This is a genomic window from Hoyosella subflava DQS3-9A1, assembly GCF_000214175.1.
Lineage (GTDB): Bacteria > Actinomycetota > Actinomycetes > Mycobacteriales > Mycobacteriaceae > Hoyosella > Hoyosella subflava.
Window position 1 is genome coordinate 946489 of record NC_015564.1, and the last position, 12838, is coordinate 959326.

Annotated in this window: 11 protein-coding genes; 7 read left to right on the forward strand and 4 right to left on the reverse strand. The window is 61.2% G+C overall.

Translation table 11 applies throughout. The annotated features are described in order from the left end of the window. Nucleotides 1-3 precede the first annotated feature (3 nt). Together AS9A_RS04460 and kstD are read right to left on the reverse strand one after the other, a co-directional pair. Nucleotides 4-1134 (reverse strand): Rieske 2Fe-2S domain-containing protein, encoded by a 1131-nt coding sequence (locus AS9A_RS04460; protein WP_013805723.1) that lies wholly within the window; start codon nucleotides 1132-1134, stop codon nucleotides 4-6. After that, nucleotides 1131-2855, reverse strand: coding sequence for a 3-oxosteroid 1-dehydrogenase (kstD, locus tag AS9A_RS04465; RefSeq protein ID WP_013805724.1), 1725 nt, complete (start codon nucleotides 2853-2855; stop codon nucleotides 1131-1133). The genes AS9A_RS04460 and kstD overlap by 4 nt, the downstream gene beginning before the upstream one ends. A gap of 273 nt (nucleotides 2856-3128) precedes the next feature. Here kstD and hsaA point away from each other — a divergent pair, with 273 nt between their 5' ends. The 7 genes from hsaA to fdhD all read left to right on the forward strand — a co-directional run bounded on the left by hsaA (nucleotide 3129) and on the right by fdhD (nucleotide 10894). Beyond that, nucleotides 3129-4316 (forward strand): 3-hydroxy-9,10-secoandrosta-1,3,5(10)-triene-9,17-dione monooxygenase oxygenase subunit, encoded by a 1188-nt coding sequence (gene hsaA / locus AS9A_RS04470; RefSeq protein WP_013805725.1) that lies wholly within the window; start codon nucleotides 3129-3131, stop codon nucleotides 4314-4316. Continuing rightward, nucleotides 4313-5179 carry a 4,5:9,10-diseco-3-hydroxy-5,9,17-trioxoandrosta-1(10),2-diene-4-oate hydrolase gene (hsaD, locus tag AS9A_RS04475; protein WP_013805726.1) on the forward strand — a complete coding sequence of 289 codons (867 nt, stop codon included), beginning with the start codon at nucleotides 4313-4315 and terminating at the stop codon, nucleotides 5177-5179. The genes hsaA and hsaD overlap by 4 nt, the downstream gene beginning before the upstream one ends. Then, complete coding sequence (gene hsaC / locus AS9A_RS04480) at nucleotides 5179-6084, forward strand: iron-dependent extradiol dioxygenase HsaC (protein WP_013805727.1); 906 nt, start codon at nucleotides 5179-5181, stop codon at nucleotides 6082-6084. The genes hsaD and hsaC overlap by 1 nt, the downstream gene beginning before the upstream one ends. Nucleotides 6085-6086: 2 nt before the next feature. Beyond that, a complete protein-coding gene (gene hsaB, locus AS9A_RS04485) occupies nucleotides 6087-6653 on the forward strand; it encodes a 3-hydroxy-9,10-secoandrosta-1,3,5(10)-triene-9,17-dione monooxygenase reductase subunit (RefSeq protein ID WP_041450867.1) in 567 nt (188 codons plus the stop codon). Then, a complete protein-coding gene (locus tag AS9A_RS04490) occupies nucleotides 6653-7453 on the forward strand; it encodes an SDR family NAD(P)-dependent oxidoreductase (protein WP_013805729.1) in 801 nt (266 codons plus the stop codon). Before hsaB ends, AS9A_RS04490 begins: the two co-directional genes overlap by 1 nt. A 303-nt stretch (nucleotides 7454-7756) precedes the next feature. Next, entirely contained in the window at nucleotides 7757-10042 is a 2286-nt protein-coding gene (locus AS9A_RS04495) for an FdhF/YdeP family oxidoreductase (RefSeq protein WP_013805730.1), read from the forward strand. A gap of 15 nt (nucleotides 10043-10057) precedes the next feature. Continuing rightward, nucleotides 10058-10894, forward strand: coding sequence for a formate dehydrogenase accessory sulfurtransferase FdhD (fdhD, locus tag AS9A_RS04500; RefSeq protein ID WP_013805731.1), 837 nt, complete (start codon nucleotides 10058-10060; stop codon nucleotides 10892-10894). Between the two features lie 28 nt (nucleotides 10895-10922). Here fdhD and AS9A_RS04505 read toward each other — a convergent pair whose 3' ends face one another. Beyond that, the gene (locus AS9A_RS04505; RefSeq protein ID WP_013805732.1) at nucleotides 10923-11885 is read right to left on the reverse strand and encodes a LysR family transcriptional regulator; all 963 of its coding nucleotides are present in this window, start codon (nucleotides 11883-11885) and stop codon (nucleotides 10923-10925) included. Nucleotides 11886-11963: 78 nt separating this feature from the next. Beyond that, nucleotides 11964-12836, reverse strand: coding sequence for a TIGR03619 family F420-dependent LLM class oxidoreductase (locus AS9A_RS04510; protein WP_013805733.1), 873 nt, complete (start codon nucleotides 12834-12836; stop codon nucleotides 11964-11966). Between the last annotated feature and the right edge of the window lie 2 nt (nucleotides 12837-12838).

Here is a 12838-nt window from a genome sequence, read left to right on the forward strand (position 1 = left end):
GTGTCAGACCCCGGACTCGGCCTTCTTGCGGGCAAGGTTTTCCGCCACTTCGGCTTCCCACACCTCGTTCGCCTTCGTCGTGTCCACTTCGAACTCGAAGCGCTGCGTCATGTCTTCGGTGATGTCGTCGGCATCGACATAGAACTGTTCGTACCAGCGGCGAAGCTGGTAGACAGGGCCGTCCTCTTCGCAGAGCAGCGGGTTATCTACGCGCGTTTTCGACTTCCAGATGGCCACGTCTTGCAGAAAGCCCTCACCGAAGTTGCTTGCCATGCTTTTCGCGAGTTTGGCGTTCTGCTCGTCAGTCAGTCCGTCGACTTTCTTGGCGATGATGCCGTACTGCAGCATGAACGAATTCTCAGTGATCGGGTAGTGACAGTTGATGAGAATGACGTCGACTTTGAATCCGTTGTAGTCGTTGTACAGGTAGTTCACCATCCACGAGGGTCCGAAGTACGTTGCTTCGGAGCGCAAGTGGGAGTCGAGGTCGGCATACTTGGTGTTCGCGAGCATGTCGGGTCTGCCATGTGAATGCATGTACTGGGTCGCTACGTGTCCCTCGAAGACGTTCTTGAAGTAGGTCGGGAAAGCGAAGTGCACGTAGTAGAAGTGAGCCATATCGACGACGTTGTCGATGAGTTCGCGGCAGTTCGCGCCTTCGATCGGGACAGTGTTCCAGGTCCAGTCGCTCCAGTCGTCGGAGAAAGCCGCGTCCAGACGGGGGATGGCGACGTCGTCCGGTGGCGGGTTGCCTTCGGGATCGTGCCAGACGAACAGCTGCTTGTTCTCTTCGCAGGTGAGCCATGACCGCGTTCGTGCGCGCAGTGGGACTCGCTTCGCGTAGGGGATGGACTTGCATTTGCCGTCGCCGCCCCAGCGCCAGTCGTGGAACGGGCAGGCAATCTCGTTGCCCTTGACGGTGCCCTCTGTGAGGTCACCACCCATGTGCCGGCAGTATCCGTCAAGGACATTCAGCTTGCCGTCGGCGCTCTGGAAGACGACGAGTTTCGTCCCGAACGCGCTGATCGCATGCGGTTCGCCATCTTTGTAGGTGTCTGCGAGGCCGAGGCAGTGCCATCCACGGGCAAAGCGGGTGGGGACGTTACCCGAGTCGATGCTGCGGTAAGCCGTCATGACACTCCCTTTCGGTACTCAGTGAGTGTGTGGTGCTGTGTGCGGAGGATGTCTTCGATAGCGAGATAGGCGAAGACAATGGCGGGCCCGATCGTCGCTCCAGGGCCCGCGTAGGTGTGGCCCATGACTGGTGCACTCGCGTTGCCCGCTGCGTAAAGCCCGTCGATGACGGATCCGTCTGCGCGGAGGGCGCGGCCCCATTTGTCAGTGCGTAAACCACCTTTGGTGCCAAGATCGCCCGGTACGATCTTCGCGGCGTAGAACGGGCCAAAGTCGAGAGGTGCGAGGCTCGGATTGGGCTTGTTCCGTGGGTCCGCGTAGTAATGATCGTATCGGCTTTCGCCGCGGTGGAAATCGTCGTCTCGTCCAGCTGCTGCGAAGCCGTTGAACCGCTCGACGGTTGATTTCAGTGCGTCGGACGGAACACCGATTTTGCCGGCAAGTTCCTCGACTGTCCGCGCTTGCTGGATGATTCCGGCTTTGAACCAGCGGCCCGGGAGCTTCTGCCGCGGTCCCACGCCAGCGAACATGTAGCGGTTGCGGTAGCGCTGGTCGAAGATGATCCAGGCCGGGATATTTTCGGCTGGGCCGTCGCCTTGACCGAACTTCCCGCCGTACATCGCATGCGTCGCTTCAACATAGGGTGCGGACTCGTTCACGAACCGCTGGCCGCGATCGTTCACCATGATGCTTCCCGGCAGCGATCTTTCCGACAAGCAGAACCAGGGACCACCAGTGAGCGGGATCGACGGGCCCCACCACGCATCCGACATGAATGCAACGTCGGCACCAGCTTCTTGACCAGCACGGATGCCGTCGCCTGTGTTGCCGCGCGCGCCGACAGTCCACTCGGAGCCGATCGGTTCGCGCTGATACTGCTTGCGCATCACTTCATTGTGTTCGAAGCCACCCGATGCCATGACGACTCCGAGCCGCGAACTGATGATGTGCTCGGCGCCGTCCCGCTCGACGACCACCCCCGCGACGCCGCCATCACGCTGTTCGAGGCGAACAAGGGGGGTGGAAAGCAGCAGAGGAACCTCGGCCTCGATCAGTCCGGCGCGAAGCGCGGCCGCGAGCGCCTGTCCACGTCCCAGGAGGCGCTGCCGCAGGAGCTTCGCGCGTAACCATCGAAGGCCGATTCTCAGCACCCGCAGTATCCCGCGTGGATTCCGTGCCAGCAGGTTCAGCCAGCGGAAGTCTGCCTGGGTCACGACTACATTCAATGGCGCTTTGCCGTAATCGGGTTCGAGGTTCGCGAGTTCCGGTCCGAGGCGCCGCCCGTTGAAAGGCTTGGGTTCCACTGACCGGCCGTGCACTGTGCCGCCCGGGGCTTCCGGATAGTAGTCCGAATAGTTCGGCACCCACTGCAGCTCGAGGGGCGTGGTGTCTAGCAGGAACTCCACCACTTCGGGCCCGCGGTCGAGGTAGGTGTCGATGCGTTCAGCTTCGACGTCGTCCCCGATGATGCTGTGGAGATATTCCTTTGCGGCTTCGAGGCTGTCCGGAACACCCGCTTTCACGAGTGCCTCGTTACCTGGGATCCACACTCCACCGCCCGAACGCGCCGTCGAGCCACCGAAACGTTCTGACTTTTCGATCACCACTGCGGACAGCCCGTGGTGTGCGGCCGCGAGCGCGGCCGTCATGCCCGCTGCACCGCTGCCAACGACGACGATGTCGAAGGCTTCCGCAGTTTCGGCAGCATCGATCTCCTGCATGGGTCTCCTCACGCTACGAGTAACCAGAGTCTATAACACGTTCCATTATTAGAGAAGAAACAGCGTGTGATCTTTCAATGGCCCGCACGCCAAGGCAGCGATGTTCGATGCGCCTGACGTGCACATACCTAGGTGCCGGCTCAAGTGCCCATACCTCGATCTCGACAGAAACAGTAACATGTTCTAGTATTGCTTCGTGCGGAGGAAGCTGCCGTACGCCTCCGCGCCGGTCAAGCGGCGCAAGGCTAAGTTCAACGCAGGAAGTAGGGCTTGATGACAATGCCGGACAATCCAGCCTCACACGAGGTCTTAGAAGGCATCGACGAGCTACTACCGGTACTGCGCGATCGTGCGCAGGAGGCGGAAGAAGCACGCCGGATCCCAGACGACTCAATCAAAGCGCTGCAGGAGACCGGCTTTTTCAAGCTTCTCCAGCCCGTACGATACGGCGGCTTCGAAGCAGCACCTGAGACCTTTTACACCGCGGTCCGGAACATCGCGAGTGCCTGCGGATCCACCGGCTGGGTTTCGTCGATCCTCGGGGTTCACCCCTGGCACGTCGCTCTCTTCGACGGCCAGGCCCAAGAAGAAGTCTGGGGCTCGGACACAGACACCCGCATCTCCTCCTCATACGCGCCGATGGGTAAAGCAACCGTTGTCGACGGCGGCTACCGGCTCTCCGGCAAGTGGAGTTTTTCTTCCGGGTGCGATCACGCCACCTGGGTTCTGCTCGGCGGGCCCGCCTTCAATGCCGAAGGCGCGCCCGTCGATTTCTGCACATATCTGCTGCCGATCAGCGACTACACGATCATCGACGTATGGAACACCGTTGGGCTGCGCGGCACCGGCAGCAACGACATCCTCGTCGAAGACGTGTTCGTGCCGCAGCATCGTGCACTCAGCTTCCTGCCGATGTCCAAATGCGAAGTACCCGGCCAGGAAGTGAACCCCAGTCCGCTTTACAAACTTCCCTTCGGCTCGGTGCATCCAACGACCATCACCGCGCCGATCATCGGTATGGCACAGGGGGCTTACGACGCGCACGTCGAGCATCAGCGCAAACGAGTGCGAGCCGCATACGCGGGCGAGAAATCCAAAGAAGACCCATTCGCCAAGGTGCGTATCGCCCAGGCAGGCAGCGAGATTGACGCGGCCTGGCTGCAGCTGATGCACAACATTAACGAGGAATACCGGCACGCATGTGCAGGTGAGAAAATCCCATTCGCAACCCGGGTCAGGGTCCGGCGCGACCAGGTACGCGGCACTGAACGAGCCATCACCGCAATCGACCGGCTCTTCGAGAACTCCGGCGGGCTGGCACTGAAATCCGGTTCACCAATCCAGCGGTTCTGGCGTGACGCTCACGCTGGACGCGTGCATGCCGCAAACGACCCCGAACGTGCCTACCAGATGTTCGGCACCTTCGAGTTCGGCGAGCGAGTCACGGACAGCATGCTATGACTGAGGGTAAATACGTAGAAGTCGCTTCCGGCCTGCAGCTGCACTATCACGAGGCCGGAACCGAGCACGACGAAACGGTCGTCATGCTCCACGGCGGCGGCCCCGGGGCTTCTGCATGGAGCAATTTCGGCCGCAACCTCCCCGTCTTCGCGAAGCGTTTCCGGGTGATCGCAGTGGACCAGCCCGGCTTCGGCCGGTCTGACAAGCCGACTGGTCACCCGCAGTACTTCGCCCACAGCGCTCGGGCACTAGGCGGACTTTTCGATGCGCTGAACGTCGAGCGCGCACACCTCGTTGGTAATTCCCTTGGGGGTGGCACCGCAGTCCGATTCGCACTCGACTGCCCAAGCCGTGCAGGCCGCCTCGTTCTCATGGGACCGGGAGGGCTGAGTCTCAATACGTTCTCGCCTGACCCAACGGAGGGCGTCAAGCATCTCGCAGCGTTCGCGGCACCCCCAGGACCGAGCAAGGAGAAACTCGAGAAGTTTTTGCGTGTCATGGTCTTTGACCAGTCACTGATCACCGAAGAACTCATTGCGGAACGCTTCGAAGCTGCCCGCACGCCGGAGTCACTCGCCGCTATGGCCGCGATGGGTAAGTCATTTACCGATCCTGAAACGTACGAGCTAGGCATGCTTTGGCGTGAGGCCTACAAGCTGCGTCAGCGGGTGCTGCTGATCTGGGGACGCGAAGACAGGGTGAACCCGCTCGACGGTGCGCTCGTCGCGCTGAAAACGATCCCGCGCGCGCAACTCCACGTCTTCGGCCGATGCGGGCACTGGGCGCAGCTCGAGAAATTCGATGAATTCAACAGGATCGCGATGGATTTCCTCAACGACGCTCGCGAGGGGAGTGGCGCGTAATGGGCATACGTTCACTCGGTTATCTGCGCATCGAGGCGACGGACATGGCCGCCTGGCGTGAGTACGGGCTCAAGGTGCTTGGCATGGTGGAGGGCAGCGGAACGAATCCCGACGCGCTCTACCTTCGCATGGATGACTTTCCGGCCCGGCTCGTGATCGTGCCCGGTTCGAAGGACCGCCTCGCGCAGACCGGCTGGGAGGCTGCCAATGCTGAAGACCTCCACGATGTTAGAGCGCGCCTCGATGCACACGGAGTCCCCTTCAAAGAAGGCACTGATGAGCAGAAAGCCGATCGTCGAGTCGATGAGCTGATCACGTTTGAAGACCCGTCCGGAAACACGCAGGAAGTCTTCCACGGAGTGGCCTTGCAGCATCGCCGAGTGGTGAGCCCGTACGGGCACCGCTTTGTCACCGGCGAGCAAGGACTTGGGCACGTGGTCCTCTCGACCAAAGACGACGACGCGTCGCTACGGTTCTACCGCGACGTGCTCGGCTTCAGCTTGCGCGACTCGATGAAGCTTCCTCCACAAGCAGTCGGCCGTACCGAGAACGACCCGCCCGCGTGGCTGCGCTTTCTGGGCTGTAACCCGCGCCACCACAGCCTCGCGTTCCTGCCCATGCCGACCCCCAGCGGGATCGTGCATGTAATGGTTGAGGTAGAGAACTCCGATGACGTAGGTCTCTGCCTCGACCGGGCGCTCCGGCGGAAAGTGAAGATGTCCGCGACGCTTGGGCGGCATGTCAACGACCTGATGCTGTCGTTCTACATGAAGACTCCCGGCGGGTTCGATGTCGAATTCGGGTGTGAAGGCCGCACCGTCGACGATCATTCATGGATCGCCCGCGAAAGCACCGCGGTAAGCCTGTGGGGTCACGACTTCAGTATCGGCTTCAGAGAGCCGTGATCATGGACGCACCCCAAATGGTCATTGATTCACGCCAGTTCCGGAAAGTGCTGGGGCACTTCTGCACTGGTGTCGCCGTGATCACCGCGCAGGGGGACGATGGTCCCGTGGGGTTCGCCTGCCAATCCTTCGCCGCGCTCTCACTGGATCCGCCCCTGGTGCTGTTCTGCCCCGCGAAGAAATCACGATCCTGGCCGGTAATCGAAACCGCAGGAACCTTTGCCGTCAACGTACTTGGAGACGACCAGCGCGACGTCAGCTCAGTATTCGGCGCACCAGGCGGTGACAAGTTCGAAACTGTGACGTGGCGGCCCGCAGCCAGCGGCGCACCACTGCTCGCGGGCGCGCTCGCGTGGATTGACTGCACAGTAGAAGCCGTGCATGACGCTGGAGACCACTACATCGCCGTCGGTCGTGTGCTTGAACTCGGCGAGCCCGAGGCCGGGCCGCCGCTGCTGTTCTACCGCGGCAACTACACGTCCACCGCACCCGAACGGACTACACCCGCACCGGCGCGCGAGTCACTCGAGTCCTTCCTTACGTGGCCGTGCGGAGACGACTGGCTGTAATGATGGCTCAGACGGTGCTGATCACCGGCGCTGGTGGTGGGCTTGGTGCCGCAGCCGCCAGCGAGTTTGTGCGGCACGGGTGGACTGTCTTTGCCGCCGATCTGAACCCACCACCTGAAGCCAACGGCCTGGTTCCGGTGAAAATGGACGTCACAGACACGCGGTCTGTGGACAGCGCGATTCGGTACGTCGGCGAGCGTTCCCCACGTGGTCTGCGGTGCGTGGTGACGCTCGCGGGTGTGCTCAGCGTCGGTCCGCTCGCGGAGATGAGTGACCAAAAGCTCCAGGCAGTGCTAAATGTCAACGTCATGGGCACCCATCGAGCGGTGCGGGCGACATTTCCGCTTCTGCGCGCAGGCAGTGGGCGCATCATCCTCACCAGTTCGGAAACCGGCTGGCAGCGCGCAATGCCTTTCAACGGCGCGTACGCGTTGAGCAAGCACGCAGTAGAGGCATACGGCGATGCCCTCAGGCGGGAGCTCGCGCCGCTTGGCATTCCGGTAAGCATCATCCAGCCGGGTCCGTTCCGCACTGGCATGACCGTGTCAATTCAGGCGGAGTTCGCCAGCGCGGTCATCGACGGGTCTCCTTTCGCTTCGCGGCTCCAGAAAGCTGGACGACTCGCGGCTGGCCAGCACGCGAAGGCGAACGACGCCAAGGAACTAGCCAGGGCAGTCGTTGAGGTGGCCACGGTGCCCCGTCCGCGGATTCGTTACTCCATCAGACCCGACCGCGCCCGAGCGTTGCTCAATCGGCTTCCGGTGCGACTTGTCGATGCGGTCTTACGTCGGGCGCTATGACCTGAGCCGGACCCCTCACCCGAATCCATCTGCGGAAGTCAGCTCATTTGGGCCGAATCGTGCCATTTTTGCTGACGTGCGCAGATGGATTGCGGTGCATCCGGCATGGGATAAAAGTTGTTTATCGCCTGATCGATTTGGTTGCTTTGACTTGCCCTGGGTTTAGGCGGATTCTGTAGTTGGCCAGGTGTAATCCTGATATTCACGAGCGATCATCCCAATCACGGTCCCGGATATGATCTTGCAAGACCGGGATTGGTGGGCGCGTCGATGCCGTGGCACAGAAAGAGGCGGAAGCGAATTATGAGCCCGATCGAGGACCCGAAGGACGACCTCTCTGTTACGCCACCTAAGAAGTGGGCGGCAGGTGCACCCGCGGTGGCCCACGCGATTGCGTACTCACTGTCGCAGACGTCGCCAGCGCGGACCGCGTTGACTCTGCTCAGTCTTAACCAGACCAAGGGCATTGACTGCCCGGGCTGTGCGTGGCCGGAGCCCTCTCATCGGCATCGCAACGAGTACTGCGAAAACGGCGCCAAGCATATCAATGACGAAGCGACAACCCGTCGGGTCACCGATGACTTCTTCTCCAGGCATTCCATCGACGAATTGGACGGGAAGTCTGATTACTGGCTCAATCAGCAGGGGAGACTCACCGAGCCCATGATCAAGCGGCCCGGCCGCACCCACTATGAGCGTATCCGCTGGACTGATGCGTTTGACGTGATCGCAGAGGAACTCCGCGCCCTGGATTCGCCCGACGAGGCGCTCTTCTACACTTCTGGCAGGGTGAGTAACGAGGCCGCCTTCCTGCTCCAGTTGTTCGCGCGGGCGTTCGGCACCAATAACCTTCCTGACTGCTCGAACATGTGTCACGAGTCCAGCGGTTCCGCGCTCAACGAGACGCTAGGTACCGGTAAAGGCAGCGTCTCGCTGGACGATATTTACGAAGCCGACCTGATCTTCGTTGTGGGGCAAAACCCTGGGACCAACCATCCTCGGATGCTTTCTGCGCTGGAGAAAACCAAACGCAATGGCGGTCACGTCATCGCGGTGAATCCGCTGCCCGAAGCGGGCCTGATCCGCTTCAAGAACCCGCAGAATGCGCGCGGAATGATCGGCCGCGGCACGGCGATTGCCGACCAATTCCTGCAGATTCGTCCCGGTGGCGACCTTGCGCTATTCCAGGCGCTGAATCGGTTACTGCTGGAAGCCGAGGAAGCGCAGCCCGGCAGCGTGCTGGACCAGGATTTCATCCGGTCGCACACCACGGGTTTCGCCGCCTTCGCCGAGAGAGCAAGGAGAATCTCCTGGGAGGACGTGCTCGCTGCAACCGGGCTATCCCGGGCGGAGATCGAACAGGTTCACCAACAGGTCCTCGGTAGCAGGAAAATCATCGTGTGCTGGGCTATGGGCCTCACTCAGCACAAACACGGCGTGCCGACTATCCGCGAACTTGTGAACTTCTTGCTGCTGCGCGGCAACATAGGCAAGGCGGGCGCTGGGGTGTGCCCGGTACGCGGTCACAGCAACGTGCAGGGCGACCGCACCATGGGCATCTGGGAGCGGATGCCGAAGAACTTTATGGATGCGCTGGGCCGGGAGTTCAACTTCACGCCACCCGAGAAGCACGGACTGGACTCGGTCGATGCCATCCGGGCGATGCGTGACGGTCACGCGAAAGTGTTCTTCGGTGTCGCCGGCAACTTCGTGAGAGCCACCCCTGACAGCCTGGTCACCGAAGATGCTTTGCGGTCGTGTCGGCTTACTGTCCAAATATCGACCAAACTCAACCGTTCACACACCGTGTGTGGCGAGACCGCACTGATCTTGCCGACGCTGGGGCGCAGTGATCGGGATGTCCAGGCGTCTGGTGAGCAGTTCGTGACGGTCGAGGACTCGATGAGCGAGGTGCACGCTTCACGCGGCCGACTGGAGCCGGCGTCTGCTGCGTTGTTGAGCGAGGTTGCGATCCTCTGTCGCCTTGCCAGGCGCACACTAGGGGAGAAGGTGGCTATCCCGTGGGAGGAATTTGAGGCCGACTACGACGTCATCCGTGACCGTATTTCGCGCGTCATACCGGGGTTCGATGCTTTCAACGAGCGTATAGCGAAGCCTGGGGGATTCCGCCTGCCCAATCCAGTGAACGATCACGTCTTCGGCACGCCAAGCGGCAAAGCTGTGTTCACGTGCAACGAGTTTTCGATGCTTGATGCGCCGGAAGGCCATTTGGTTTTGCAGTCGCTGCGGTCGCACGATCAATGGAACACGATCCCGTACGCGATGAACGATCGCTACCGCGGCATCCACAATGCTCGCCGGGTCGTTCTCGTGAATCCTGCGGACCTGGACGAGTTGGGTCTGGCCGACCGTGACCTCGTGGACATCATCAGTGTGTGGCACGACGGGGTCGAGCGGCGTGCGGAGGATTTCAGAGTTGTCGCTTATCCCGCGGCTCGCGGTTCCGCAGCGGCGTACTACCCGGAGACCAATGTGCTGGTCCCGCTCGACAGTGTCGCCGACATCAGCAACACGCCAACATCCAAAGGCGTCGTTGTCCGGCTCGAGCTGGCGAATGCCGTCAACTGAGGAAGGGAAAACGTCATGGGTCGGTTGACCGCACGACAGCCCGTACTTCGCATCAGGGAGGGTGTGTGCTCGCATCGCCCTGACACGCTCGCTGCCGAGGAACCGATGGAGATTCGGGTTGGTGGTCGTCCACTCACAGTGACGATGCGGACACCGGGGCACGACTTCGACCTTGCTGCAGGGTTTCTCGTCAGCGAAGGTGTCGTGCACGCTGCCGGGGACGTCGTCGCGATGCGATACTGTGCGGGCGCCACGGCAGACGGTGGGAACACCTATAACGTGGTTGATGTTGCTCTCGCGCCTGATGTTTCTCCCCCTGATGCGTCGCTCGAGCGTAATTTCTACACGACGTCCTCTTGCGGGTTGTGCGGCAAGGCCAGTCTGGATGCGGTGCGAACGACGGCTGCATGGTCGGTTGCGGATGATCGACTGACCATCGGGCAAGCAGCGCTGGCGGCTCTGCCCGAACGGCTACGGGCGGCGCAAAAAGTCTTCGACAAAACCGGGGGACTGCATGCTGCAGGTCTCTTCACGGCTTCCGGGGAACTTCTTTGTCTGCGCGAGGACGTCGGTCGGCACAATGCGGTGGACAAAGTTGTCGGTCACGCCCTGATGGCTGGTCTGCTGCCACTTCGGGAAACAGTTCTGATGGTGAGTGGGAGGGCCTCATTCGAACTCGTGCAGAAAGCAATCATGGCTGGTATCCCGATGCTCGCTGCGGTTTCGGCGCCGTCGTCGCTTGCTGTTGATCTCGCCGTCGAAAGTGGGCTGACGCTTGTTGGATTCTTGCGTGGGAACTCGATGAACGTGTACTCCGGGGCTGATCGTTTGCAGTTACCGTTGGTGAACTGACTGAAGGGAATCGCGGCTTCGTTGCTGGTCAGGCATCGTGACCTGAGGCGCGGTTAGGGTTTCGCTCATTGTTCAGCTGTCGTTCGACGGCCTGGTCTAGTGCACTGGGCATGTCGACCTGTTGTGCGGTGGCAACGAGGGCACGAGCGAGCAAGGACTCGGGCCCACCCCCGGACAGTACGAGCCCCACCCGAAATGATCGCTTCGGCTGCGGCAGAGGAATGGCGCGTGTTCCCTCCGGCACACCGAACCCATGGAGCCAGGCGTGGGGGATGACGCTGGACAGTCGCATCGAGGCGACATGCGCGTAGATCGCGGACACAGTGTCAGTTTCGACAACGGGGCTCGCCTCCGCGCCAGCCTCTGCGAAGAAGCCGTCGAGGATTCGGCGGTTCTGCATCACCGGCATCAACAGGCAGAGCTGCGCCGACGCGGCCTCCGCCCAGCTAATCGAATCGCGCCCCGCGAACTCCCCGTCCTGTGGGGTGAGGAATAGGTAGCGTTCGCGGTAGAGCGGGACGATGCGGACCTTGCCCAGTGGCTCGCCGTCGATGTAGCTCATCCCCACGTCGATGTCGAAATCGTTGAGTCGGCTCACGATTTCTCGCGAGGACATCGCCTGCAACGAGAAGTGAACATTGTTGTGCTGCTCTCGCATTGGGGCCGTGAGCAGCGAAGCGACGCTCAACGCGGTGGGAATCGCTCCGATACGCAACACTCCGGACAGGCCAGCGCGCATACCGGAAATGGACTGGCCCAGCGCTTCGCGTTCGGCGAGCATGCGCTGCGCCCACCGCAGAACTTCTTCGCCTTCGCGGGTGAAACCCTCGAACCGCTGCCCGCGCTGAACGATCTGCACCCCAAGTTCAGCTTCAAGCTTGCGTATACCGGCCGACAAAGCTGGCTGCGTGACGTGGCACGCTTCTGCTGCATGACCGAAATGGCTCACGCGCGCCAGAGCTGTGAGGTACTCCAATTGTCGCAGCAGCATGAAGTCATGGATACCAGACGAGAATCGCGCTGAGGAGGAATCAGCATCAAGTGGGTCCCACTGGCCGCGCGGAAACCCCTAGCTCACCTTCGCGATCACTGAGTCCGCGTACCGGTTCAGGTTGTCGATCTTCTTCTGGAGCGGTTCGGTATCGGGGCCGGTGACATAGGGGATGCGAAAACCGACGATGACGTCGGTGATTCCCTTGTCTTCGAGCCGTTTGATGCCGTCGACCGTATAGGCATCGAGTGAAATAGCGTGGATCTCGAACGGGCCCTGCTTGCCTTCTCGCTCGCGGAATTCCTGGATTTTCTTCAGCAGATGATCGAGTTCGTCGGCATCGCCGCCCGCGTGCATCCAGCCGTCGCAGCGGGTGACAGCACGGCGCAGTGCCGCGTCACTGTGTCCGCCGACGAGAATCGGCAACGGCTCAGTCGGTACGGGCGTCATTTTGATTTCCTGAACATCGTAAAACTCGCCGTGATACTCGAAATAGCCACCGTGCGACAGTCCACGAACGATGTCGATGCACTCATCCATCCGTTTGCCGCGCTTGGCGAACGGCACTCCCATTAGGTCGAAATCTTCCGGCCAGGGCGAGAGACCAACGCCGAGTGACAGACGATTGTTGGTCAGGTACGCAAGGGAACTCGCTTGTTTGGCGACGAGCACTGGAGGACGTATTGGTAGTTTCAGCACAAACGGAACGAACCGCAGCGTGCTTGTGACTGCGCCCATCGCGGCGATCAGCACGAACGGTTCGATAAAGGCTTTGTCCTCGAGGAACTCCCGGCTCCCGTCCGGCGTATACGGGTATTTGGAATCGGAGACGCGCGGGTACGCGATGCTGTCCGCGACTGTCATGCTGGTGTACCCGGCGATCTCGGCCGCCTGCGCGAGCGGCACATAGTACGTGGGGTCTGTCATCGCTTCGGCGTAAGTGAATCGCACCG